Source organism: Variovorax sp. GW822-FHT04E09 (assembly GCF_058800845.1).
In genome coordinates this window covers 1-24,885 of the sequence record NZ_JBXAMR010000013.1, presented here as the reverse complement: position 1 = coordinate 24,885, position 24,885 = coordinate 1, and the positions used below count along the sequence as shown (strand labels likewise).

Here is a 24,885-nt window from a genome sequence, read left to right as displayed (position 1 = left end):
GGGCGCGCGATGGCAATACTGGTTCGCATCCTGATGTGGTTGGCCTGGCTCGCTGCGGTGGGCTGGTTCTGGCATGCCGGCACGATCGGCACGGGCGCCGCGCTCGCGCTGGCCGCGCTGAGCCTCGTCGTGTTCGCCTGGCCGAACAGCATTGCGCGGCGACGGCACAACGAACTGCGCTACGTCGACATGGGCAAGGAGCCCACCGGCTATCACTGAAGACCGACGCGGCGCGTTCGTGCAGCGCCTAGGACTTTGGTCCAATGCGCAACGACGCAGAGCTTCCTAGGATGGCGGCGCCTTACCGCCCTCCAGGAATCTCGCCGTGCCTCTTTTCTCCCCACGTTTTCGTTTCGCCCGTCTTCTGCTGCTGGCCGTCCCGATGGCCGTGCTCGTCGCCTGCGGCGGCGGGGGAGATGGGGGCTCGGCCGCCAGCTTCTGGCCGAACAGCGGCACGGCCACCCCGCCGCCTGCCACCACCCCACCCACGGCACCACCCGACGTGCCCGACGACGGCGATGCCTTGCGCAACGCGCCCTGGGTCGAGGGCGTGTTCCGGACCGCGAGCCTCTACAAGGACCGCTGCGCGGCGCCGCGCACCGGCACCGACCCCGACGGCAAGCCCTTCGCCGACAAGACCGGCCGCACGCTCGACGAGAACAACTGGCTGCGGTCGTGGACCAACCACACCTACCTTTGGTACGACGAGGTGCCGGACCTGGACCCGGCGCTGTACGCCACGGCCGACTATTTCGACCTGCTCAAGACCTACGCCGTGACGCCGTCGGGCAGGGACAAGGACCAGTTCCACTTCACATACACCACCGAGGAGTGGAATGCGCTCTCAGGCGCCGGCTCGTCCGTCGGATACGGCGCGCAGTGGGCTTTCTTTGCCCTCTCCCCGCCGCGCGATCTGCGCGTGGCGTACGTGGAGCCCGGCTCTCCCGCGGCCACGACGGGCGCCGGCCTGCCGCGCGGCGCCCGGGTGCTCGGGGTCAACGGCGTCGATTTCGTGAACGACCCCACGCAGGAAGGCGTCGATGTCATCAACGCGGCGCTCTTTGGCGCTGCACCGGGGACGTCCACGCGGTTCACCGTCGTCGACGCGGGCAGCAACACCCCGCGCGACATCACGCTGACGGCGGCGCCGGTGATCTCGACCCCCGTCCAGAACGTCAAGACGCTCCCGAACGCGGGCCGCACGGTTGGCTACCTGCAATTCAACGACCACATCGGCACGGCGGAACTGCAACTGAAGGCCGCCATGGAGTGGCTGCGCGCGCAGCGGGCCACCGAGCTGGTCGTCGACCTGCGCTACAACGGCGGCGGCTATCTGGACCTGGCCAGTCAACTGGGCTTCATGGTCGCCGGCGAGACGCAGACGCGCGGCAAGACCTTCGAGACCGTGCGGTTCAACAACAAGCACACCGAGCGCGATCCGGTGACTGGCAACACGCTCGCTCCCACGCCGTTCTGGGCCACCACCCTGGGCTTTCTTTCTCCCATCGACCCGCCCCTTCCGCTGCCCAGCCTCGATCTGCGACGCGTCTACGTGCTCACGGGCCCCGACACCTGCTCGGCCAGCGAGGCGTTCATCAACGGCCTGCGCGGCATCGACATCGACGTGGTCCAGATCGGCGACACCACCTGCGGCAAGCCCTACGGCTTCTATCCCGAGGACAACTGCGGCACCACCTACTTCAGCGTGCAGTTCCAGGGCGTGAACGCCAAGGGCTTCGGCGACTACCCGGACGGCATCGTGCCTACCTGCTTCGTGCCCGACGATTTCAGCCGTGCGCTCGGCGATCCGCAGGAGGCGCGCCTGGCCGCCGCACTGGCGCACCAGGTCTCGGGGGCCTGCCCCGCCGCACCGGCCGGGCGCCTCGCCAAGCGTGCCGTCGCCGGCCCCGCCGCGCCCTTGTTGCACAAGCCCGAAGGCCTGCGCAACCGCATCCTGCGTCCGCGCTGAAGCAGGCGTCCGCGCGCCGCGCTCAGATGCTGTGCGGGTCCACGTCCACCAGCCAGCGGATCACGCCCTTGCCCTCGGGCGTGCGCCGCAGTTCGTGAAGCAGCGGCTGCCAGGCGGCCAGCAGGCGCTGCAGCGCGGCGCGTGAGGGGCTTTCGATGAGCATCTGCGCGCGCTCCACGTTCGCCACGCGCTGGATCGCCAGCGGCACCGCCGGGTAGCGCGTGACCAGGTCCGCACCGGGCAGCGCCTCGGCCTGGTCGGCTGCGAGGTTCAGGAAGCCCTGCGCCACCGCCTGCTCGCGCGCGTCGGCGCGCACCAGCGCCTGGAACGCGAAGGGCGGCATGGCGGCGGCCTGGCGTTCCTCGAGCTGCTGCTTGGCGAAGGCTTCGTAGTCGTGCCGGCGCAGCGCCGCGAACAGCGGATGCGGCGCGTGGTGCGTCTGGATCCACATCTCGGCCTTGGCGCCTTGCGCCGCGAGGTAGGCGGCATCGCGGCCCGCGCGGCCGGCCGACTGCATCAGCAGGCTGAACAGCCGCTCGGGCGCGCGGAAGTCGCTGGAGAACAGCGCACCGTCGGGGTTCACGGCGGCCACCAGCGTGATGCGGCGGAAGTCGTGGCCCTTGGCGATCATCTGCGTGCCGACCAGCACGTCGACCTCGCCCGCGTGCACGGCCGCGAGCTGCGATTCGAGCGCGCCCTGTTTCTTGGTGCTGTCGGCGTCGATGCGCGCGATGCGCACCGCGCTGCCGTCCGCATGTTTCACGCTCGCGAACAGCTCGGCCAGGTGCTCCTCGAGCCGCTCGGTGCCGCGGCCCACGGGCGCGATGTCGGGGTTGCCGCAGGCCGGGCAGGCGCGCGGCACGCGCTCGGTGAAGCCGCAGTGGTGGCAGCGCAGCGTGCGGTCGATCTTGTGGAACACGCGGTAGGCGCTGCAGTGCGGGCATTCGCTCTTCCAGCCGCAGTCGCCGCAGGCCAGCACGGGCGCATAGCCGCGCCGGTTTAGGAAGATCATGCTCTGCTCGCCGCGCGCGATGCGCTGGCCGATGGCGTCGAGCAGCGCGCCCGAGATCACCGTCTTCGGCGGCTGCAGGTTCATGTCCACGAGCCGCACCGCCGGCAGCGCGCCCGCGCCGATGCGCGACGGCATGGCCAGCCGCACGTAGCGCCCGCCCGGGTCGTCGCCCTCGGGCGGCCGGCTCTGGTGCCAGCTCTCGAGCGAGGGCGTGGCCGAGCCCAGGATCACCTTGGCCTTTTCGCGCTGGCCGCGCCACACGGCGAGGTCGCGCGCCGAGTAGCGCGCGCCTTCCTGCTGCTTGTAGCTCGGGTCGTGCTCCTCGTCGACCACGATGAGCTTCAGCCCCGGGATCGACGCGAACACCGCCATGCGCGTGCCCAGCACGATGCGCGCGGCGCCGCTGTGCGCCGCCAGCCAGCTCGCCAGCCGCTGCGGGTTGGTCATGCCGCTGTGCAGCGACACCACGGCCTCGTCGCCGAAGCGCGCCTTGAAGCGGGCCTCGAGCTGCGGCGTGAGGTTGATCTCGGGCACCATCACCAGCGCCTGCGCCTCGGGGTCGCGCGCCAGCAGGTCGGCCACGCAGCGCAGGTAGACCTCGGTCTTGCCGCTGCCGGTGCTGCCCACCAGCAAAAAGGTGCCGGTGCCGGCCTCGATGCGGGCCAGCGCGGCCGACTGTTCGTCGGAGAGCGCGATCAGGTTCGCGGATTCGGCCGTCTCGGCCACCGGCCCGGCCGTGGTCTTGCGCTTGAGGCGGCGCGCCAGCTGCGTCGTGCTCAGGTCGCGCAGCTGCGGCGGCAGGGCGGCCAGCGCGATTTCGCCGATCGAGCGCTGGTAGTAGCGCCCGGCAAACGCCACCAGGTCGCGCCAGGCCTCGCCCAGCGGCGCCAGCGCGTCGAGCGCCGCGCCCACGGGTTTGAGCGCCATGTCGGGCTCGGCGCCCTCCAGCGAGATCGGCTCGTTCCAGACCACGCCCAGCACCTCGCGCTTGCCCAGCGGCACCCGCACCAGCGTGCCCGGCACCAGCGGCTCGGCGCCGGCGTAGCTCAGCAGGTCACCCAGCGCGGCATGCGCGGGCGTCTGCACCGCGATGTCGAGTCGCCAGGGGTAGGAGACGTTTGTGGCGGATGTGACCGTCGGCGCGCCGGCTTCGGGCAGCGATTCGGCGGAGGGGCTGGGCGTCCTTTTTGGCAAGGTTTGTTAATGCGTTTTGGAGCAAGACCGCTTAAGTTGTTGATTTCACAGCGCTTTGGCGGTCATCCAGAGTTTCTGTGGATAACTTTGTTGACAAGACGGCTGGATAGTCGCCGAAGCCTTGATTTTCAAGGCTTCCGCTGGAATGCCTGTAAAAAAAGCAAAAATCAAAACCTATATAAATCAACCACTTAGCGTCGCTATTGGTTTAGGAGCAGAACCAATGCCCCCTCAGATAATCTTGCGCAGTGCAACACGCGTTTTGTGCATAAGTCGGGCGTCCGGGGCCGTTTTAGGGCTTGACAAACGCCGGGCGACTGGCTTTCAGGGGGCGCTGAGTCTGCCAACCGGGCGGTCGGCAGTTCACATTTGTTAGCTCAAGTGCGCAGCGCGCGCGACTGGTCGTGCACCGCCTGGACCAGCGCCGCGACGTGGTCGGGCGGCGTGAACTGGCTGATGCCGTGGCCCAGGTTGAAGATGTGCGTCGGGCCCGCGGTGGTGCGGTCGGTGTGGGGCTTGCCGAAGGCTTGCAGCACCTTGCCGACCTCGGCCTCGATGGCCGCGGGCGGGGCGAACAGCACGTTCGGGTCGATGTTGCCCTGGATCGCCTTGGCCTTGTCCTCGGTGCCTTCGGCCACGAGGCGGCGCGCGGCGGCCAGGTTCACGGTCCAGTCGACGCCGAGCACCTCGCAGTCGAGCGCGCGCATGGCGCCCAGCCACAGGCCGCCGCCCTTGGTGAAGACGATGCGCGGCACCGGCTGGCCGTCGGGGCCGTGGCGCTTCAGGCCGGCGAGCACGCGCGCGGTGTAGGCCAGGCTGAATTCGTGGAACGCGCCGTCGGCCAGCACGCCGCCCCAGCTGTCGAAGATCATCACGGCCTGCGCGCCGGCGTCGATCTGCGCGTTGAGGTACGCGGCCACCGAATCGGCATTGACCGCGAGCACGCGGTGCATCAGGTCGGGGCGGCCGTACAGCATGCTCTTCACGAGGCGGTAGTCGCTCGAGCCCGCGCCTTCGACCATGTAGCAGGCCAGCGTCCACGGGCTGCCCGAGAAGCCGATCAGCGGCACGCGGCCGTTCAGCGCCTTGCGGATCGAGCCCACGGCGTCGAACACGTAGCGCAGCTTGTCCAGGTCGGGCACTTCGAGCGCGGCCACGGCCGCTTCGTCGCGCACCGGGCGCGCAAAGCGCGGGCCTTCGCCGGCCTCGAACGACAGGCCCAGGCCCATCGCGTCGGGCACCGTGAGGATGTCCGAAAAGAGGATGGCCGCGTCCAGCGGGTAGCGCGCCAGCGGCTGCAGCGTGACCTCGGTGGCGTAGTCGGTGTTGGTGGCCAGCCCCATGAAGCTGCCGGCCTTGGCGCGCGTGGCAACGTATTCAGGCAGGTAGCGGCCGGCCTGGCGCATGAGCCAGACGGGCGTGTGATCGGTGGCCTGGCGCCAGCAGGCCCGCAGGAAGGTGTCGTTTTGCAAAGGGGCGAAAGGCATGGCCCGATTGTCGCAGGGCCCCCCGCGTTCGCCGTCAGTTGACCGACAGCGCACTTTGCGTTGCATCAACCCGCCCCGATGCGCCAGGGCGCGCGCCAGCCGCGAGCATCCGTTCCCGACAACAACTTCAGTCTGGAACGGACATGGCGCAGCAGGTTTTCGATGTGGTGGTGGTGGGCGCCGGCTCGGCCGGCTGCGTGCTGGCGCACCGGCTGGTGCGCGCCGGGCGCCGCGTGCTGCTGCTGGAGGCGGGCCCGCCCGATGACGACCGCTTCATCCACATGCCCGCCACCTTCGTGCGCGTGATCGGCACCGAGCGCACCTGGGCCTACGAGAGCGAGCCGCAGCCCGCCGCCGCCGGCCGCAAGATGTTCGTGCCGCAGGGCCGCACGCTGGGCGGCGGCAGCTCGGTCAATGCCATGGTCTACGTGCGCGGCACGCCCGCCGACTACGACGGCTGGGAGGCGCAGGGCTGCGAAGGCTGGGGCTGGCGCGACGTGCTGCCGTGGTTCCGCAAGGCCGAGGGCAACGCACGCTTCGCCTGCGAGCTGCACGGCACGAACGGGCCGCTGAAGGTGAGCGACACGCGCTTTCGCCATCCGCTGAGCCTGGCCTTCCTGCGCGCCGCGCAGCAAAGCGGGCTGGCCTACAACGACGACTTCAACGGCGCTGCCCAGGCCGGCGTGGGCTTCTACCAGACCACGACTTTCGAAGGCCGGCGCGCGAGCACCGCCGCCACCTACCTCGCGGCCGTGCGCGACGACCCGAAGCTCACCGTGGTGACGGGCGCGCACGTGCTGCGCGTGCTCACGCAGGACGGCGCGGCGACCGGCGTGGTCTACCGCACAGGCCGCAACGGCAGCGGCGAAGAGGTGATCGCCACCGCGCGCGATGAAGTGATCCTCTCGGCCGGCGCGCTCGCCTCGCCCAAGCTGCTGCTGCTGTCGGGCATCGGCCCCGGCGCGCAGCTGCAGGCGCTGGGCCTGCCGGTGGTGAAAGACCTGCCCGGCGTGGGCGAGAACTTCCAGGACCATCTGGAGGTGTCGGTCTACGGCCGCACGCGCGAGCCCGTGAGCCTGCTGGGCAACGACCGCGGCCTGGCGGCGCTGAAGCACGGCCTGCAATGGATGATGTTCGGCTCCGGCCTGCTCACCTCGAACGTGGTCGAGAGCGGCGGCTTCGTCGACACCACCGGCGAGGGCCGGCCCGACCTGCAGTTCCATGTGCTGCCCGTGCTCGTGGGCGATGTCGACCGCGAACCGCTGGCCGGCCACGGCCTGTCGATCAACCCCTGCTTCCTGCGCCCGCAGTCGCGCGGGCGCGTGGCGCTGCGCAGCGCCGACCCGATGGCGCCGATCCTGTTCGACGGCGGCTACCTGCAGGCGCAGGCCGACGTCGACACGCTGGTGCGCGGCGTGAAGCTGGCGCGCCGCATCCTGCGCGCGCCGGCGCTGCGCGAGGTGGTGTCCGAAGAGCTGGCGCCGTCGGCCGCCGACGACATGTCCGACGAGGCCCTCGAGGCCTACGTGCGCGAGTGCGCCAAGACCGTCTACCACCCGAGCGGCACCTGCCGCATGGGCCGCGACGCCATGGCCGTGGTCGATGCGCGCATGCGCGTGCATGGCGTGGCCAGGCTGCGCGTGTGCGACGCCTCGGTGATGCCTTCGCTCGTCAGCGGCAACACCAACGCGCCCACCGTGATGCTGGCCGAACGCTGCGCCGACTTCGCGCTGTCAGGCAACTGAGACTGCACGGTCGGTCAATCGCCGAAGCGCACTGAAACCTAGAGTCCTTTCCAACAAGGAGACAGAGCGAATGCGTGCTACAGATTCCATGGCCGGCAAGGTCGCCTTCATCACCGGCGGCGGCACCGGCATCGGTGCGGCGGTGGCCGCGCAGTTCGTCGCGGCGGGCGGCCGCGTGGTGCTGATGGGGCGCCGCCTCGCGCAGCTCGAAGCGGTGGCGTCGACGCTCGGCGGGCTCGCGGTGGCGGGCGATGCAGCGAACACTGCCGACGTGCAACGCGCACTGGCCGCCGCGCGCGAACGCTTCGGCGGCGTCGACGTGCTGGTCGCCAACGCGGGCGGTCACGGCGTGGGCGACGCGCTTGCGACCGACGACGCCTCGTGGGCGCTGTCCACGCGCCTGAACCTCGACACCGCCTTCGTCTGCGCACGCGAGCTGCTGCCCGAGCTCATCGCGCGGCGCGGCAACATCGTCGTGCTCTCGTCGCTCGCGGGCCACTTCGCGGGGCCGGGCGTGGTCGGCTACGTGACCATGAAGCACGCGCTCATCGGCCTCGTGCGTTCGCTGGCGCGTGACTACGGCCGGCAGGGCGTGCGCGTGAACGCCGTGTGCCCCGGCTGGGTGCGCACCGAGATGGCCGACGAGCAGATGCAGGTGCTCGTCGACAAACACCGCCTGCCCGATGCCGACGCGGCCTACGACCTCGTCACGCGCGACGTGCCGATGGGCCGCGCCGCCAGCCCCGACGACGTGGCGAACGCCGTGCTGTTCCTCGCCTCGCCGCTGGCCGCGATGGTCAGCGGCAGTTCGCTGATGGTCGATGGCGGTGCGTCCGCGGTCGACCTGCCCACCATCGCCTTCGCGCACGACGCTTGAAAGGGGCCGCACCATGAGCACCGACACCACCAAGCCCGCCGACTGGAAGACCTACGACCAGTTCGCCCTCGGCATCGCAACCAACCGCCAGCCCGTCACCGACGCGCTCGCCGGCCAGACGCTGCGACTCGCGCTGCCCGGCTTCCAGCTCACGCTGCAGCCACGCACGCAGCACACGCTCGACTGGCACGAAGACGGCGCACGCGGGGGCGAAGGCCAGGGCGACTGGTACGAGGCCATCGAGGTCGCGCCCGACACCTTCTTCCTCGACATCACGCAGGCCAGCCGCCCGAGCGAGGCGCTGACCGTCGTCCTCAACACGCGCACGCGCCGCGCGCTCGCCATCCGCTGCCGCATCATCGGCGCCGACGAGGCCGCGGGCCAGCCGCGCGTGCCGCAGGACTTCTGGCCCGGCACGCTCGAAGGCGGCACTGTCAGCGGCCTCGCGCCGCACGCCACGCGCGACCTCATCGGCCTGCGCACCTGGCAGACCTACAGCCCCAACCACACCTACGAGCACACCTACCTGAGCGCCGAGCGCTACGCCTGGCAGTGCCTCGTGGGCGTGCAGCGCGGCCACGGCGACGTCGACCTCGCGAGCTACTGGAAGTTCGACGACGACCAGTACGTCTTCACCTTCCGCGAGTTCCTCATTCCGGTCGCCTCGGTGTTCTTCTTCGACTTCGCGAACGGCCGCTCGACCGGCAAGTTCCTCGGGCTCACCGGCACCGGCGCGATCGCCAACAACCCCGCCGGCGCCTTCATGCGCAAGGCCTCGCAGACCTTCTACCCGCCCGAGTTCGGGCCCGTCTGATCTCACCGTTGTCCAGGAGCTTTTGTCATGCGCACCCCTTACCAGATCGTGGCCGACCACTACGCCGCCTCCGACCGCCACGACCTCGCCGCGATGTTCGCCGACGTGGCCAACGACGTGCAGTGGACCGAGATGGCCGGCTTTCCCTGCGCCGGCACGCACGTCGGCCCCGCGCAGGTGGTCGAGAAGGTCTTCCAGGTGCTCGGCGTCGAGTGGGAGGGCTACCGCTTCGTGCTCGAGCGGCTGGTCGACGGCGGCGACACCGTGGTCGGCATCGGCGACTACCACGCGCGCCACCGCACCACCGGCAAGCCGATGCAGGCCCGCGTCACGCATGTGTGGCAGGTGCAGGGCGGAAAGGTGCGGCGCTTCGAGCAGTTCACCGACACGCTGCTCGTCGCGCGCGCCATGCAGCCGTGACGCCGCTTTCCTTCGCATCCCTCGCATCCCTTCCCGGAGCCCGCCCATGAATCTGCGCGACCTGTCGATCGAACACCTCGGCCAAGTGGGCCTGCTGGCGCAGCGCCGCCGCGGCAACCACATCGACGGCCACGAGGTCGTGCCCCGCAACGGGCAGTACCTGCCGGTGGTCGACCCGGCCACCGAGATGACCGTGGCCGAGGCGCCCGACAGCGACGCGGACGACGTGCACGCCGCCGTTGCCGGCGCGCGCCGCACCTTCGAGAGCGCCGCCTGGAAGTCGCTGCGCCCGGCCGACCGCGAGCGCATGCTGTACGCGCTCTCGACGCTCATCGAATCGCACGCCGACGAACTCAGTGCGCTCGAGACCCTGCAAAGCGGCAAGCTGCGCGGCATCGCGCGCATGGTCGACGTGGGTGCGGGCGCGGAGTTCGTGCGCTACATGGCGGGCTGGGCCACCAAACTCGAAGGCCAGACGCTCGACAACTCCATCGGCATCCCCGGCGCGCAGTGGGTCACGTACACGCGGCGCGAGCCGGTGGGCGTGGTCGCGGCCATCGTGCCGTGGAACTTTCCGCTCGCCATCGCGTTGTGGAAGGTGGCGCCCGCGCTGGCGGCTGGTTGCACCGTGGTGCTCAAACCGTCGGAGGAAACGCCGCTCACCGCGCTGCGGCTGGCCGAGCTGGCGCTGGAGGCGGGCTTTCCGCCGGGCGCGCTGAATGTGGTGTGCGGGCGCGGCGCCACGGCCGGCGCGGCGCTGGCCGCGCACCCGGACGTCCGCAAGATCAGCTTCACCGGCTCGACGGCGGTGGGCCGGCACATCGGCCACGCGGCCGTGGACAGCATGGCGCGCTTCACGCTGGAGCTGGGCGGCAAGTCGCCGCTCATCGTGCTGGGCGACGCCGACCCGGTGGCGGCGGCGCAGGGCGCGGCCAACGGCATCTTCTTTCACCAGGGCCAGGTGTGCACGGCCGGTTCGCGCGTGTACGTGCAGCGCAACCTGTTCGACGAGGTGGTGCGCCGGCTCGCGCAGGCGGCCGAGGGCCTGCACATCGGCTCGGGCTTCGACCCGAAGGCGCAGTTCGGGCCGCTCGTGTCCAAGCGCCACCTGGCGCGCGTGATGGCGCACATCGACGGCGCCGTGGCCGAGGGCGCCACGCTGGTCACCGGCGGGCGCCAGGCCTTCGACGGCGGTTGCTTCGTGCAGCCCACCGTGTTCGTCGACGCGCAGCCGTCGATGCGCATCGCGCGCGAGGAAGTGTTCGGCCCGGTCGCGACGGTCGTGCCCTTCGACGACGTGGACGATGCGGTGCGCCTGGCCAACGACAGCGCCTACGGCCTGGCGGCCAGCGTCTGGTCGAACGACCTCTCTGCCGTGCACCGCATCGTGCCGCGCCTGCAGGCGGGCGTGGTCTGGGTCAACGCGCACAACGTGCTCGACAACGCGCTGCCGCTGGGCGGCGTGAAGCAGTCGGGCTGCGGGCGCGACCTGGGGCGCGCGGCGGTGGAGAGCTTCACCGAACTCAAGAGCGTGTGCATGGCGGTGTAGCCCCGCCCCGGTTTCGATCACCCAGAAAGAAGGAGACACCTCATGCAAAGCAAAAGACGAATCGCGCTGTCGGCCGTTGCCGGCGCGCTGGGCCTGGCCGGTTTCAGCGGCGCCTGGGCGCAGGCGGGCCCCGACTGCGGCCTCAACACCGGCAAGCCCGCCACGGGCGAGCCCATTCCCATCGGCGCCGTGGTCGGCAAGACCGGCCCCGACGACTTCAGCGCCTCGGGCCAGGCGGCGGCTGCGTACTTCAAGTGCGTCAACGCCAACGGCGGCATCCACGGCCGGCCGGTCGACTACCTCGTGCTCGACGACCAGTGGAACCCCGAGACGGCCGCGCAGGTGGCCTCCAAGCTCGTGAAGGACCGCAAGGTGGTCGCGCTCGTGGGCAGCACCAGCTTCGTGGAGTGCGGCGCCAACGCCAAGATGTACGCCGACGAGGGCGTGATGGTCATCGCCGGCACCGGCGTGCCGCGCGAGTGCTTCAACGCGCGCAACTACGTGCCGGTGAACGCCGGGCCGCGCGTGTCGGCCACCATCGCCGCGATGTACGCCGCGCAGAAGTACAAGGCGAAGAAGATGGTCTGCATCATTCCGAACATCCCGAGCCTGGGCAACTGGGCCTGCGAAGGGCCGAAGGAATGGGGAAAGAAGAACGGCGTGACGGTCGAGACCCTCACCATCGACCCCGGCTCGGCCGATGCCACATCGACCATGCTGCAGGCCGCCGCGAAGAAGCCCGACACCATCATCATGAACGTGCCCAAGGGCATCCTCGTGCCGATGCTGGCCGCCGCCGAGCAGCAGAACCTGGGCAAGAAGATCCACTTCGTGTCGGCCGCGCCGGCCTACAACGTCGACGTGCCCAAGGCCATCGGGCCGTACTGGAAGGGCAACTTCGACGTCAACCTCGAGTTCAACCCGCTCGAATCGGCCGGGCCCGACAACAAGAACTGGCTGGCCGTGATGGACAGGCATGGTGCGAAGAGCGACCCGCGCGACACCTTCTCGCAGGCCGGCTACCTGGCCGCGCGCCTGGCCACGCAGGCGATGCTGAAGATGGACCCGAAGAAGATCGACCGCGCCGGCGTGACCGATGCGCTGCGCAAGGTGAGCGACTTCCGCAGCGACATCCTGTGCAAGCCCTTCTACGTGGGCAGCGACAACCGCCACAACGCCAACAACAGCGGGCCCATGGCCAGCCCCGACGGCAACGGCTGGCGCTTCGCGCCCGGCGGCTGCCTCACGGCGGACGACCCGGAGCTGGTCGACATCCGTGCCGACGAGCAGAAGATGGGCCTGAAGTAAGCGCGCCGGGCCATGGAGGACTACCTGCCTTTCGTCATCTCGGGCCTGGGCCTGGGCGCGGTGTACGCGCTCTCGGGCGTGGGGCTGGTGGTGCTCTATCGCTCGTCGGGCGTGCTGAACTTCGCCTTCGGGGCCATCGGTGCGCTCGGTGCGTACGTGGCCTGGACGCTGCTCGAAGCCGACTGGCCGCAGGGCCTGGCGTGGTGCGCGGCGGTGCTCGCGGCCATGGCGCTGTCGCTGGCCTACGGGCGCCTCTTAGCACCGCGCCTGTCCCACCGCGACCCGACCATCCGCAGCATTGCCACGCTGGGCTTCGCGCTCGTGGTGGTGGGCTTCACCGAATGGACCTGGGGCGAGCAGCCGCGCCGCCTCGTGCTGCCGACCGACGGCGGCGCGCTCGAATTCGTGCTGGGCGAGGTCGAGGTGCGGCTCACGCACACGCGCGCGCTCGGCCTGGCGCTGGCGGTGCTGATGATGGGCGGCGTCGGCCTGCTGCTGTCGAAGACGCGCGTGGGGCTGAAGATGCGCGCGCTGGCCAACGACCGCGACCTGAGCGCGCTGCTCGGCATTCGTGTGCTCGGCGTCGACACGGTGGCGTGGATATTGAGCGGCGCCTTCGCGGGCGTGTGCGGGCTGCTGCTGGCCAACATCGTGCGGCTGCAGGCCACGCTGCTGACCTTTCTGGTGATTCCGGCCTTTGCCGCCGCCATCATCGGCCGCCTGCATTCGCTGCCGGCGACCGTGGCGGGCGGTATCGCCATCGGCGTGCTGGAGGCGCTGGCGATCACGGTGCCGGGCTTCGCGGCCTTTCGCACGGCGACGCCGTTCCTCATCGCGCTGGCGATGATCGTCTTCTACCGCGCGGGGACGCGCTCGGCATGAACGCGTCGGTCCTCGAAGGCGCCATGCCCGCGTCCGACGCGGCGCCCGCCGCGCTCGCGCAGGCCACGCGCCGCGCCCGCCGCTCGCTCGTGCTCATGGTGGCCTGCGTGCTGCTGATCGGCTGGGCCGTGCCGTGGTTTGCCAATGCCTACTGGATCAAGACGCTGACCTCGTCGCTCGCGCTGTCGGTCGCGGCGGCCGGCGTGGCGCTGCTCTATGGCCAGCTCGGGCTGGTGTCGCTGTGCCAGTACGCGCTGCTCGGCGCGGGCGGCTGGGTCGCGCTGCGCGCGGGGCACGGGCTGGGCTGGCCCTTCGAGCTGTCGGTGCTCGCGGGCGGGCTGCTGTCGTGCGTCGTGGGCATGCTCGCCGGGCTGCCGGCGCTGCGGCTCAAGGGGCTGTACCTGGCGCTCGTCACGATGATGATGGCGGGCGGCTTCCAGGTGGTCGTCAACGTGACGGGCTTTCCCGACGGCGGCGCGGGCTGGCTCGGCCGCGTGTTCGGCAGCGAGCGGTTGATGATGCCGCGGCCCGCGCTGGCGCTGTCCGACGCCGCGTACTTCCGCTACGTCGCCGTGTGGCTGGCGGCGGTGCTGGCGCTGATCGAGCTGCACCGGCGCACGCGCGCGGGCCGCTCGTGGGCGCTGATCCGGCGCGGCGAGGCGGCGGCCGTGGCCGCCGGCGTGAACATCCTGCGCTACCAGACCTGGGCCTTCGGGCTCGCGGGCTTCTGCGCCGGCGTGGCCGGTGCGCTGCTCGCGGGCGGCGTGGGGCAGCTCGACGGGCGCGCCTTCACGGCGGGCGAATCGGTGATGCTGTTCGCGCTCACGGTGGTGGGCGGCGTGTACCACTGGGCCGGTGCGCTCATCGCGGGCCTGCTGCTGCGCGCAGTGCCGGCGCTGCTGACCGACTTCGGCGTCAACGGCTACCTCGCGATGATCTTCTTCGGCGTGGCGCTGCTGCATGCGCTCATCACCGCGCCGAGCGGCATCGCGGGGCAGCTGACGGGCGTGTTCGATGCGGTGCGCCAACGCTTCGCCGCACCGAAGGACAAGGACGCCGCGCCATGATCCGCATCGACGATCTCACCGTCGCCTTCGGCGGCGTCAAGGCCATCGACGCGCTCTCGGCGCAGCTTGACGCGCCCGTGTGCGGCCTGATCGGGCCGAACGGCGCGGGCAAGACCACGCTGGTCAATGTGCTCAGCGGCCTCGTGTCGCCCAGCGCCGGCGGCGTGGCGGTGGACGGCACCGACCTGCTGGGCCTGAAGCCCATCGCGCGCGTGCGCTTCGGCCTGCGCCGCTCGTTCCAGACCGAGCAGGTGGTGGAAGACCTCAGCGTGTGGGACAACGTGCGCGCGCTGCTCGACCATGTGCCGCATGCGCGCGGCGAAGCAACATCGCAGGTGCCGCGCGCGCTGTTGCACACCGGCCTGCTCGACGTGGCGACCGTCATGGGCCACCGCCTCAACCTGTTCCAGCGCCGCATGCTGGAGCTCGCGAAGTCACTGGTCGGCGCGCCCAAGTTGCTGCTGCTCGACGAGCCCGGCGCCGGCCTCACCGAGCAGGAGGCCGGCGTGCTGCGCCGCACGATCGGCGCGGTGCACGCCTTCTGCGGCGCGCAGGTGCTGCTCATCGACCACGATGTCGACCTGATCGCCGCGACCTGCACGCAGACCCTGGTGCTCGACTTCGGCCGCCGCCTCGCGCTCGGCCCGACGCGCGAGGTGCTCGACGATCCGGCCGTGCGCAAGGCCTACCTGGGAACGGAGTGACCACCCCATGCTGAACGTGACGGATCTGCGCCTGCAGCGCGGCGGCAAGGCCGTGCTGCACGGCATCGACCTGCAGGTGCCGCCGGGCGAGGTGACGGCGCTGCTGGGCGCCAACGGTGCGGGCAAGTCGAGCACCGTCATGGCGATCGGCGGCGTGCTGCCGCTCGCGGGCGGGCGCATCGAGGTCGAGGGCCACGCGCTGCATGGCCAGCGGCCCGAGCGCGTGCGCGCGTTGGGCGTGGCGGTGGTGCCGGAAGGGCATCGCGTGCTCGGCGAGCTGTCGGTGTTCGACAACTTGCGCGCCGCCGCCACCGCACTGCCTGCGGCCGGCGTGGCCGATGCGGTCGAGCGCGTGCTCGGCGTGTTCCCCGAGCTGCGCGTGAAGCTCGCACTGCCCGCGCGCTCGCTGTCGGGCGGACAGAAGCAGATGGTCTGCATCGCGCAGGCGCTCATCGGCAAGCCGCGCTACCTCGCGATCGACGAGCTCTCGTTGGGGCTCGCGCCCGCGGTGGTCAAGCGGCTGGTCGAGGTGGTGCAGCAGGTCGCGCGCGAGGGCGTGGGCGTGCTGCTGATCGAGCAGTTCACGACGGTGGCACTGGCCGTGTCGAGCCGCGCCTATGTGCTGGAGCGCGGGCGCATGGCGTTCGCGGGCTCGTCGGAAGAACTGCGCAGCCGGCCGGAGATCCTGCACAGCAGCTATCTCGCGGCGGCCTAGGCGCGAGATAGCTGCGCCTTCCGTGCGGTGGGCATCACGAAGGCCTGGAAGTGGTCGCGCAGCCGCGCGGTGAACTCCTCGGCGATGGCCGAAGGCGCCGACTGCGGCGAGAACGCCATCGACACCTCCACCGGGCAGCGCGGCGACAGCGGCAGGATCTTCAGGTCGCGCGCGAACACGGAAGCCACGTAGGGGTTGACGATGCCGACGCCGGTGCCCTGCGCCGCCATCATGCAGATGGTGACCGAGTAGGTGGTCTCGACCGTGGCGGCGCATTCGATGCGGTGCTGCTGCAGCGTGCGCTGGAACTGCTGGTGGATCTCGTCGTCGGCATTCAGCGTGAGAAGCACCTGCTGCTTCAGGTCGCGCACATGGATCGCGTCGCGGTGCGCCAGCGCATGCCCGGGATGCACGACGCACACCGCGCTCGCCTTGTGCAGGCTGACCGCGTCGAGCTGCGGGTCGTGGAAGGCGGCGGTGCTGAGCGCGACGTCGTACAGGCCGTAGAGCAGGCCTTCGCGCAAGGCGTGCGTGCCGACGGTCTGCAGGTTGACGTGCACCTCGGGATGCAGCCGCGAGAAGGCATGGATCACCTGCGGCATGACGCCGAGCCCGAGCGCCGGCGTGCAGCCCACGCGCAGCGACCCCGCGCCCGACTTGCGCAGCACCGCCACGCTCTGCTCGATGCGGTCCAGGCCCAGGAAGTGGCGCTGCACGGTGTCGAACAGCTGGCGTGCCTCGTGCGTGGGGCGCAGCCGTCCCTTGTGGATGTCGAACAGCTTGAGCCCGGTGGCATGCTGGATCTGCGAGAGCAGGCGGCTCACGGAGGGCTGCGTGGTGTGCAGCAGGGCCGCCGCGGCGGTGGTGGTGCCGGTCTGCATCACGGCGCGAAAGGCCTCGATCTGGCGGAAGTTCAACGGGCGCGACATGCGGGGGCTCCTGGGGCTGCACGGTACAAGGCAGAAAGCATGGCATATCTTTTCTGCATAGCCTGTGAATGAAAATGAATTTTTCAGAATGATGCTGCGTTCCTAGACTGCGCCCTATCCACCCCCTCCATCGCGCCGTCGCGGCGCACAGCAAGGAAGACGCATGACACAGCACTGGCCCCGCAGGGTCGCCGGCCTCGGCCTTCTCGCACTGGCCCTGGGCGTCGCTTCGATGTCGCAGGCATCGCAGCCGCAGGCCTATCCCGACCGGATGATCCGGCTCGTGGTGCCCTTCACCGCCGGCGGCAGCTCCGACGTGCAGGCCCGCATGCTGGCCGACCGGCTGGGCAAGCTGTACAAGCAGTCGGTGGTGGTCGACAACAAGCCCGGCGCCGGCGGGCACATCGGCGGCAAGTTCGTGGCCGACGCACCGGCCGACGGCTACACGCTGCTGCTCGGCTCGATCGGGCTGCACGCGACCTACGGCGTGTTCAAGAAGCTGAGCTACGACCCCGCGACCGACCTGAAGGTGGTCACGGTGCTGGCCGAGATGCCGCACGTCGTGGTCGCCCACCCCGCGCTGCCCGCCAACGACCTGAAGCAACTGGTGGCGCTGGCGCGCAAGCAGCCGGACACCATCAACTTCGGTTCGGCCGGCGTGGGGTCGTCGGTGCACATGATCGGCGAGCTCTTCAAGCTCACGGCCAACGCACCGATCGTGCACGTGCCCTACAAGGGCAGCACCGCCGCGCTGAACGACCTGCTGGCCGGGCAGATCCAGCTGATGTTCGAGAACCCGCCGACCACGCTGGCCCACATCCGCGGCGGCAAGCTCAAGGCGCTGGCCGTGACCGGCAAGACCCGCCTGCCGGCGCTGCCCGAGGTGCCGACCGCGATCGAGTCGGGCTTCCCGGCCTTCGAGGCCACCTCGTGGACCACGGTGGCGGTGAGCGCCAAGGTGCCCGATGCCATCGCCGACAAGCTCAATGCCGACATCCGAAAGATCGTCGCCGCGCCGGAGTTCCGCCAGGGCCTGTCGGAGCAGGGCATGACGCCGGTGGCCAACACGCGCGACGCCGCGACGCGCTTCATCGCCGCCGAGAAGCTGCGCTGGGACAAGGTGATCCAGCAAGGCCGCATTGCCGCGGAGTGAGCCCATGTCGTCGAACCCACTTCTTGAACAACCTCGCCTGGCGCCGGCACCCTGCCGCCGCGTGGGCGATGGCGCGCAGCACCATTTCTTCGGCTACTACAACAAGAGCGCCTGGGACCGCAGCGGGCGCTACCTGCTGGCGCAGCAGGTGCCCTGGATGGACGCCGAACTCACGCCGACGGCCACCGCCCGCATCGGCTACTTCGACCTGCAGGACAACGACCGCTTCCACGCGGTCGGCGACACCACCGCGTGGAACTGGCAGATGGGCAGCCAGCTGCAGTGGCTCGACGGCGCGCCGGGCCGCCAGCTGATCTACAACAGCCGCACCGGCGATGCCGATGCGTTCTACCCCGGCTTCGGCGCCACGGTGCTCGACGTCGACACCGGCGCCCGGCGCCTGCTGCCCTTGCCGATCTACGTGGTGGCGCCCGACAGCCGCTGGGCCTTGAGCGTGGACTACCGGCGCCTGTACGTCACGCACCGCACCATCGGCTACAGCGAAGCTGGCGGGCCGTTCGAGCTGCCGCTGGCACCGGCCGACGACGGCATCCACGCGACCGACCTGGCCACCGGCACGGCGCGCCTGCTGCTGAGCTACCAGGACCTGCGCCAATTCCACCCGCGCGCGTCGATGGACAAGGCGATCCACTGGGTGAGCCACATCGAGGTCAACCCGTCGTCGTCGCGCGTGCTGTTCCTGCACCGCTGGACCGAGCGCGTCGAGGACGAGACCTGCTTTCTGCACCGCCTGCTCACGATGAACCCCGACGGCTCCGACCTGCGCCTGCTGGAGTGCTCCGACCACCCGCTGCCGCAGCTGGCCGACGACTTCGACCCGACGGCCGTGGGCACCTTCGACTACGAGAAGTCCGAGTACCAGATCTCGCACCCGCTGTGGCAGGACGACGAACACATCATCGTGTGGGGCCCGCACGCCGGGAAGATCCACTACCACCTGTACCACGACCGCGTGGGCGGCGAGGTCCGCGTGATCGGCGATGGCGTGCTGGTGGAGAACGGCCACATGACCTTCTCGCCGGTCAACACGCGCTGGCTGCTGAGCGACACCTACCCCGACGCCCGCACGCACGAGCGCGTGCTGTTCCTGTTCGACATGGTCACCGGCCGCCGCCACGACCTGGGCAGCTTCTACGCCTCGCCGGACCTGAGCAAGGAGAACCGGTGCGACCTGCACCCGCGCTGGCGCCGCGACGGACTGCAGGTGTGCATCGACTCCGTGCACGAGTCGCAGCGGCAGATGTACATCGTCGACGTGTCGGGGATCGTGGGCAGCCCCTGAAGGGGGCGCCTAGTGCGTGAGCGCCGGCGACATCGCCCGCTGCGCCTCGCGCCGCTGGAACTCGCGCGGCGACACGCCGTACTGGGCCTTGAACACGCGGCAGAAATGCGCGCTGCTGTTGAAACCCCAGGCGAAGGCGATCTCGGACACCGAGGCGCGGCCGCCCGCGGCCTGGCGCAGCGCCTCGCTGCAGCGCTCCAGGCGCATCTGCCAGATGAAGCGGTCGAGCGTCTGGTCTTCGTCCTCGAACACGCGGTGCAGGTAGCGCTTGGAGCAGCGCAGCTGCTGCGCGATGAGGTCCAGCGACAGGGCCGGGTCGGCCAGGTGCGCGTGCACGAACTGCTTCACGCGCGCCTTCAGCACGCCGGGCAGCGGCTGCGCGCCGAACTGCTCGTCGGCATGCGTGGCGAGCGTGGAGGCCAGCAGGCCCAGCACGGTGTCGCTGACCGAGCGGCCGACGGCGTTGGGCAGCGACGGCAGCTGGTCGGCCAGCGAGGTAAGGAACGAACCGAGCACCGCGTACAGCCCCTGCATGGCCGGCGTGTGGGCCTCGCAGGTGTGCAGGTCGGGCATCTTCATGCCCTTGAACTGCTGGCGCGGGATCGTGATGGCCAGCAGGCGCGACCGCTCGGGGTTGGTGATGGCGTAGGGCACGCGCGGGTCGTACAGGCTCCAGTCGCCCGGGTGCAGGTGGAACTCGCGGTCGCGCTGCGAGATGTGGCCGTGGCCTTCCAGCTGCAGCACCAGCTTGTAGTGCTCGTCGAGCGCGATCTCGCGGTGCGTGTCGGGCCGCGCCACGCGGTGCGAGGGCGCCTCGATCATGAACATGCCCAGGGGCCCGAGCTCGTAGGCGTCCATGCGCGCGTCGAACGGGCCGGGGTCGAGGCACTGCACGCGCAGCGCGCCGAAGTACGACTCGTTGATGCGGCCCCAGCAGGCCTGCCGGTCGGCCGGGTGTTCGAGCCGGGTGCTGAAGTGGTGTGCGTTCATGCCGTGGTTCCCTGGGGGCGCCGGAAGCGCTGGTGCAGGATAGGCAGGTCGGCGCGCGCCATCATCGGTACTTCCACCCGGGGCGGCAGGGGCGGTGCGCTCCCGGTCAACGGCCGGTGCGCGCTGGGTCAATGCCCGGGGATCAGACGACGGGCACGCGGCCCGCGTCGGCCGGGTCGACGTTGCGGCGGTACAGCACGAGCGTCGCAACCAGCCCGCAGGCCGCGGCGGCCGTCATCCACAGGCCGGGCGCGCCCTTGTCGCCGGTCATCTCGATCAGGCCCGTGGCAATGGCCGGCGTGAAGCCGCCGAACAGGGCCGTGGCGAGGCTGTAGGCCAGCGAGAAGCCGGCGGTGCGCACGCTGACCGGCATCACTTCGGTGAGCGCCACCACCATCGCGCCGTTGTAGCTGGCGTACAGGAACGACAGCCACAGCTCCACCTCGAGCATGCGCGCGAAGCTCGGCGCGCCGACCAGCCACTTGAGCGACGGGTAGGCCGTGAGGATGGTCAGCACGGTGAACAGCACGAGCAGCGGCTTGCGCCCCACACGGTCCGACAGCGAGCCCATGACCGGCAGCCAGAAGAAGTTGGAAATGGCCACGCACAGCGTGACGATCAGCGCGTCGGTCGTGCTCAGGTGCAGCACGGCCTTGCCGAAGGTGGGCGTGTAGACGGTGATCAGGTAGAACGACACGGTGGTCATCGACACCAGCATCATCCCGGCGACCACGAGGCCCCAGTTGGCCACCATCGAGCGGAAGATCTCGCGCGCGTCGGGGCGGTGCTTGCGCGCCATGAACTCCTCGGTCTCCTGCAGCGAGCGGCGGATGATGAACAGCACCGGCACGATCAGGCAGCCGACGAAGAACGGAATGCGCCAGTAGAAGTCGCCGATCTCCTGGGGCGTGAAGGTCACGTTGAGCCAGTAGCCGAGGGCGGCGGCGACGACGATCGCCACCTGCTGGCTGGCCGACTGCCAGCTCACGTAGAAGCCCTTGCGGCCGGGCGTGGCCATTTCCGACAGGTACACCGACACGCCGCCCAGTTCCACGCCGGCCGAGAAGCCCTGCAGCAGCCGTCCGACCAGCACCAAGAGCGGCGCGATGACGCCGATGGTCGCGTAGCTCGGCACGCAGGCGATGAGCAGCGTGCCGACGGCCATCAGCGCGAGCGTGACGATCAGCCCCTGGCGGCGGCCCACGCGGTCGACGTACGCACCGAGAAAGATGGCGCCCAGCGGCCGCATCAGGAAGCCCGCGCCGAAGGTCATGAAGGTCAGCATCAGCGACGCGAACTCGTTGCCCGCGGGGAAGAAGGCCTTCGAGATCTGCGTGGCGTAGAAGCCGAACAGGAAGAAGTCGAACATCTCCATGAAGTTGCCGCCGGTCACGCGCAGGACGGTGGCGAATTTCGAGGAGGAATGCGCGTTGGCAGGCGCGGAAGTCATGGTGTGTCCCCTGGGGCGGTGTTGTGGGCCCAAGGGTAGGTCGGGGTTCCCGACCGGGACCTGACGGGGGGAGTCAGGTAGCTGTCAATGCGGCGCCGCGCGTGCTTGGGCGCTTGTGCAGGTGCCTTGTGCGGCCCAATCCAAAGGAAGGGTCTTCAGTCCTCATGTCGATTGAAATCGGCCAGGAGTTGCCATGGATCACCGTCGGGGATGGAAGTCGAACTGCTGGTCAGCGCAGCTTGACGGGCTCTGAGACCAGATATTGGCGACGGATTTGAATATCACTGAGTCTCGTGGCGGTCCAGGGATCTTTGTCTGGGCCGTTCAGATAGGTGATCCTGACCTCAACATCAAAATCCCCCTGTGGCTGCTTCAGCGGTGAGTACAAGAATGAGCCGCCATTGAAATAGGGCAAGCCATGAAGCGGGGCCATTTCAAATTGAAGGTTACCCCCGTCCGGGCTCCACCCATGCACGACCTTGAGCTGCAGCAGCTTCTCTAGGCGCTCGCGTGGGATGTTCATTGGGGGACGGAAATCGATCTGGAACCACGCTGGCTCGAAGCCCGCGCCGCCATCCCGTTTCGGGATCGTGCTCACGTCGATGCCGGTCCACTTGTTCAAAAAATCCGAATCGAAATCGAATCTGGAGCTGGTGTTCGGCCTCAACCCCATACCCGTGCCGGTGACAGGAAGCAACTGCTTCAGACTGTCGAACTCAGCCTCGCCGCGAATCACCTGCATGGCCGCACCGATGAACTCGATGGTCTGCTCGCGCTGCGCGTCGGTGTAGCGGAAGTTGTCATAGGCAGCCTGAGCCCTCTGCGCCTCTACCTTGTACGCCGCACGTTGAGCTTTTTTCTCGGCTTCAGTTTGCATGGCTGATTCCTCCCGGGGTACCGCTCTCCCGGGCCTGGACGGCGTAGCGGAGAGCAGTTGTGCAAAAGCCGGGTTCAGGCAGCAGATTGTCAGGATCACCGCTCCAAAGGCGCTCGACCAACTCGTCGCATGCGAAGCTGTCTTCTTCCCAGGGGGGCATGTGGTCGCCAGAGCCGCCTCCCTTGGCTTTAGCCATCGCATCCAGGTCGATGGACAGGCCGCCAAGGCCGACGTCTTAAAGGTCATTTGCGGCCTCTCGTGCACTGCGGCTCTGTTCAAAGCCTCTGTTGTCCGCTCGATGGAAAAAGCCTGTTCAGTTCGGTTGCCAGTCGATCGGACCCCAGCAACTGCCACCACGCGTACACAGGTTGCCGCTGCCTGGTCGTGGGGTTTGGGGCATCCATCACTCCTAGCCACTGGCCTTCGCGATAGGTGCATGTGCGCTGTTCAAGGGGGCGAAGCGGTCAAAGCGTCGTCTGCAAACACCGCCGCGCAGTGCCCGTCCTTCGGGGCGCGCTCACCGGTCTGAGGCAGATGGCGGAGCTTCTGGTCGTTGCGCTTCTTGATCTGCTCGGGCGTCAAGTAGTCGCGGATGATTTGAAGACGCACAAGCCTCTGCGCTGTCCAGGGATCCTTGTCCGGGCCGTTCAGGTAGGTGAATCTGACTTCAACATCAAAATCCTCCTGTGGCTGCTTCAGGGGTGAATACAGGAATGAGCCGCCATTGAAATATGGCAAGCCATGGAGCGGAGCCATCTCCCACCGAAGATTTCCCCCGTCCATGGTCCACCCATGTACGACCTTGAGCTGCAGCAGCGTCTCCAGGCGCTCGCGCGGGATGTTCATTTCGGGGCCGAAGTCGATCTGGAACCACACAGGTTCGAAGCCCGCGCTGCCATCCCGCTTCGGAATCGTGCTCATGTCGATGCCGGTCCACTTATTCAAGAAACTCGAATCGAAATCAAATCTGGCGCTGGTGTTTGGCTTCAGCCCGATGCCCGTGCGCAGGACAGGCAGCAAGCGTTTCAAGCTGTCGAAATCGACCTCGCCACGAATCACCCTCATCGCCGCCGCGATGAACTCGATCGTCTGCTCGCGCTGCGCGTCGGTGTAGCGGAAGTTGTCATAGGCATCCTGGGCTCTTTGAGCCTCCTCCTTGTAGGCCTCGCGCTGGGATTTCTTCTCGGCTTCAGTTCGCATGGCTGGCTGCTTCTGAGGTGCCGCTACCCCGACCTCTAAGGGCGTAGCGGAGCGCAGTTGTGCAAAAGCCGGGTTCAGGTAGATGATTGTCAGAATCATCGACCCAAAGGCGCTTGACCAGTTCGTCGCACGCGAAGCCGTCTTCTTCCCAAGGCTGCATGCGGTAGCCGGTGCCACCTCCCTCGGCTTTGGCCATCGCATCCACGTCGATGGACAGGCCGCCGAGGCCCACGTTTTCAAGGAGGTCATAGGCAGCCTTTCGTGCCAGGGGAAGTTCGATTGGAAGAATGTCGGAGAACGCGATGGGCTTGTTCACGGTGGGAGGGGCGCGTTTGACATGCGCCGCGATGCGGGTCAGTTGCCAGTAGTACATGCCGATGACCATGCGGTGTAGTCCCGCGCGAGCGCTGGGCTCATTGGGCACGGGGGTTGTGCCGGCCAATTCGAATATTCTGGAAGGCATCACGCTCTTCCAGAATCCCCGCATGCTGGGCAGATTCTTGTAGTCATCGGGGAACTGCTGCGCCATGGCTGCCACCCAGAAGAACTGCTGCGCATGGCGTGCCTCGTGGTACATGGTGCTAGCGAATTCTCGAACGCACTCCGTCAACTCTGTGGAGTCACCGCTCTTTGCAGCATCGATCATGAACGTGACTCCGAGTAGCTGCCCCCGCCGATGATCACGACCTTCTTCTTGGCGGCGATGTGCAGCTCGCCCTCCACGCTCTTGATGACGACGTCCTTGTGCGCAACAAGAACCACCTCGTCGCTGTGCGCCTGGATCTCGATCGGGTCTTCGCTCGCGATGAGCTTGACGCCCTTCTTGTGCGTGAACGCACGGATGCCCTCGGCCGCGCTGGCCAGCCAGCGCTTGGCGGTGCCGATGGAGGTGTGCCCCTGGCTCGTGAAGGCTGTGTGCTCTCCGGTGTGCAAGTGAATGCTGCCGGGCGTGCTGGCCTCGATGCCCGCGGGGCTGGCGAGCACGAGGTGTGGTTCGTTCAGCTCAGGGAAACGGCCATCCTCGTCCTGGCCTTCCTTGCCTTGAATCGCGGCGTTCTGCGCCTTCAAGGCCTTCTGCACGATGTCTTGATCGGTGCCTTGCTCTTGTGCCTTGTGCACTTGCGCTGCTTCGGCCAGCGCGTCGTGCTGATCTTGCGCTGCTCTTAGTCGCTGAACCGTCTCTCCCATGTCCTTGGCATGGTTCGCCGCGTTGCCCCTTGCTTCGGTGGTGATGAGCATG

Annotated in this window: 22 protein-coding genes and 1 pseudogene; 14 read left to right on the top strand and 9 right to left on the bottom strand. The window is 69.0% G+C overall.

Annotated features, from left to right (window positions below):
- Positions 1–9: 9 nt before the first annotated feature.
- Together AC1RL8_RS30010 and AC1RL8_RS30005 are read left to right on the top strand one after the other, a co-directional pair.
- Positions 10–219 (top strand): hypothetical protein, encoded by a 210-nt coding sequence (locus tag AC1RL8_RS30010; RefSeq protein ID WP_062476199.1) that lies wholly within the window; start codon positions 10–12, stop codon positions 217–219.
- A gap of 106 nt (positions 220–325) precedes the next feature.
- Complete coding sequence (locus AC1RL8_RS30005) at positions 326–1,969, top strand: S41 family peptidase (protein WP_492687306.1); 1,644 nt, start codon at positions 326–328, stop codon at positions 1,967–1,969.
- 22 nt (positions 1,970–1,991) lie between these two features.
- Here the strand turns inward: AC1RL8_RS30005 and priA are convergent, their stop codons facing one another.
- Both priA and hemE read right to left on the bottom strand, forming a co-directional pair.
- A complete protein-coding gene (gene priA, locus AC1RL8_RS30000; protein WP_492687330.1) occupies positions 1,992–4,139 on the bottom strand; it encodes a replication restart helicase PriA in 2,148 nt (715 codons plus the stop codon).
- Positions 4,140–4,552: 413 nt separating this feature from the next.
- Complete coding sequence (hemE, locus tag AC1RL8_RS29995; RefSeq protein WP_070063917.1) at positions 4,553–5,662, bottom strand: uroporphyrinogen decarboxylase; 1,110 nt, start codon at positions 5,660–5,662, stop codon at positions 4,553–4,555.
- Between the two features lie 143 nt (positions 5,663–5,805).
- On the opposite strand from hemE, the pseudogene AC1RL8_RS29990 reads away from it, so the two are divergent.
- The 10 genes and pseudogenes from AC1RL8_RS29990 to AC1RL8_RS29945 all read left to right on the top strand — a co-directional run.
- Positions 5,806–7,398: pseudogene (locus AC1RL8_RS29990) on the top strand (GMC family oxidoreductase); the annotation flags it as partial.
- A gap of 79 nt (positions 7,399–7,477) precedes the next feature.
- Positions 7,478–8,284, top strand: coding sequence for an SDR family NAD(P)-dependent oxidoreductase (locus AC1RL8_RS29985; protein ID WP_492687305.1), 807 nt, complete (start codon positions 7,478–7,480; stop codon positions 8,282–8,284).
- Between the two features lie 13 nt (positions 8,285–8,297).
- Positions 8,298–9,098 carry a MoaF C-terminal domain-containing protein gene (locus AC1RL8_RS29980; protein WP_492687304.1) on the top strand — a complete coding sequence of 267 codons (801 nt, stop codon included), beginning with the start codon at positions 8,298–8,300 and terminating at the stop codon, positions 9,096–9,098.
- Between the two features lie 27 nt (positions 9,099–9,125).
- A complete protein-coding gene (locus AC1RL8_RS29975; protein WP_492687303.1) occupies positions 9,126–9,518 on the top strand; it encodes a nuclear transport factor 2 family protein in 393 nt (130 codons plus the stop codon).
- A 46-nt stretch (positions 9,519–9,564) separates the two neighbouring features.
- Positions 9,565–11,067, top strand: coding sequence for an aldehyde dehydrogenase family protein (locus AC1RL8_RS29970; RefSeq protein ID WP_492687302.1), 1,503 nt, complete (start codon positions 9,565–9,567; stop codon positions 11,065–11,067).
- A gap of 42 nt (positions 11,068–11,109) precedes the next feature.
- Complete coding sequence (locus tag AC1RL8_RS29965; protein ID WP_492687301.1) at positions 11,110–12,375, top strand: ABC transporter substrate-binding protein; 1,266 nt, start codon at positions 11,110–11,112, stop codon at positions 12,373–12,375.
- Between the two features lie 12 nt (positions 12,376–12,387).
- Positions 12,388–13,257, top strand: coding sequence for a branched-chain amino acid ABC transporter permease (locus AC1RL8_RS29960; RefSeq protein ID WP_062476232.1), 870 nt, complete (start codon positions 12,388–12,390; stop codon positions 13,255–13,257).
- Positions 13,254–14,324, top strand: a complete 1,071-nt coding sequence (locus AC1RL8_RS29955) for a branched-chain amino acid ABC transporter permease (protein ID WP_492687300.1) — start codon at positions 13,254–13,256, stop codon at positions 14,322–14,324. The genes AC1RL8_RS29960 and AC1RL8_RS29955 overlap by 4 nt, the downstream gene beginning before the upstream one ends.
- Positions 14,321–15,028: an ABC transporter ATP-binding protein gene (locus tag AC1RL8_RS29950; RefSeq protein WP_492687299.1), complete on the top strand. Its 708-nt coding sequence runs from the start codon at positions 14,321–14,323 to the stop codon at positions 15,026–15,028. Before AC1RL8_RS29955 ends, AC1RL8_RS29950 begins: the two co-directional genes overlap by 4 nt.
- A gap of 7 nt (positions 15,029–15,035) precedes the next feature.
- Entirely contained in the window at positions 15,036–15,743 is a 708-nt protein-coding gene (locus AC1RL8_RS29945) for an ABC transporter ATP-binding protein (protein WP_492687298.1), read from the top strand.
- Here the strand turns inward: AC1RL8_RS29945 and AC1RL8_RS29940 are convergent.
- Complete coding sequence (locus tag AC1RL8_RS29940; protein ID WP_492687297.1) at positions 15,740–16,672, bottom strand: LysR substrate-binding domain-containing protein; 933 nt, start codon at positions 16,670–16,672, stop codon at positions 15,740–15,742. The two genes, AC1RL8_RS29945 and AC1RL8_RS29940, sit on opposite strands and share 4 nt — an antisense overlap.
- A gap of 163 nt (positions 16,673–16,835) precedes the next feature.
- Here AC1RL8_RS29940 and AC1RL8_RS29935 point away from each other — a divergent pair, with 163 nt between their 5' ends.
- A complete protein-coding gene (locus AC1RL8_RS29935) occupies positions 16,836–17,825 on the top strand; it encodes a tripartite tricarboxylate transporter substrate binding protein (protein ID WP_492687296.1) in 990 nt (329 codons plus the stop codon).
- Between the two features lie 4 nt (positions 17,826–17,829).
- On the top strand, positions 17,830–19,128 hold the full coding sequence (locus AC1RL8_RS29930) for a hypothetical protein (RefSeq protein WP_492687295.1): 1,299 nt from the start codon (positions 17,830–17,832) through the stop codon (positions 19,126–19,128).
- A gap of 9 nt (positions 19,129–19,137) precedes the next feature.
- Here the strand turns inward: AC1RL8_RS29930 and AC1RL8_RS29925 are convergent, their stop codons facing one another.
- The 6 genes from AC1RL8_RS29925 to AC1RL8_RS29900 form a co-directional block, all read right to left on the bottom strand.
- Positions 19,138–20,118 carry an AraC-like ligand-binding domain-containing protein gene (locus AC1RL8_RS29925; protein WP_095743481.1) on the bottom strand — a complete coding sequence of 327 codons (981 nt, stop codon included), beginning with the start codon at positions 20,116–20,118 and terminating at the stop codon, positions 19,138–19,140.
- 142 nt (positions 20,119–20,260) lie between these two features.
- A complete protein-coding gene (locus AC1RL8_RS29920) occupies positions 20,261–21,568 on the bottom strand; it encodes an MFS transporter (protein WP_492687294.1) in 1,308 nt (435 codons plus the stop codon).
- Positions 21,569–21,797: 229 nt separating this feature from the next.
- Entirely contained in the window at positions 21,798–22,445 is a 648-nt protein-coding gene (locus tag AC1RL8_RS29915; RefSeq protein ID WP_492687293.1) for a hypothetical protein, read from the bottom strand.
- Positions 22,446–22,892: 447 nt separating this feature from the next.
- Complete coding sequence (locus AC1RL8_RS29910; protein ID WP_492687292.1) at positions 22,893–23,645, bottom strand: MINDY family deubiquitinase; 753 nt, start codon at positions 23,643–23,645, stop codon at positions 22,893–22,895.
- A complete protein-coding gene (locus tag AC1RL8_RS29905; RefSeq protein WP_492687291.1) occupies positions 23,635–24,291 on the bottom strand; it encodes a hypothetical protein in 657 nt (218 codons plus the stop codon). Before AC1RL8_RS29905 ends, AC1RL8_RS29910 begins: the two co-directional genes overlap by 11 nt.
- Positions 24,288–24,885, bottom strand: a 598-nt coding sequence (locus tag AC1RL8_RS29900; RefSeq protein WP_492687290.1) for a DUF2345 domain-containing protein, incomplete at its 5' end; no start/stop codon positions are given. The genes AC1RL8_RS29900 and AC1RL8_RS29905, both read right to left, overlap by 4 nt.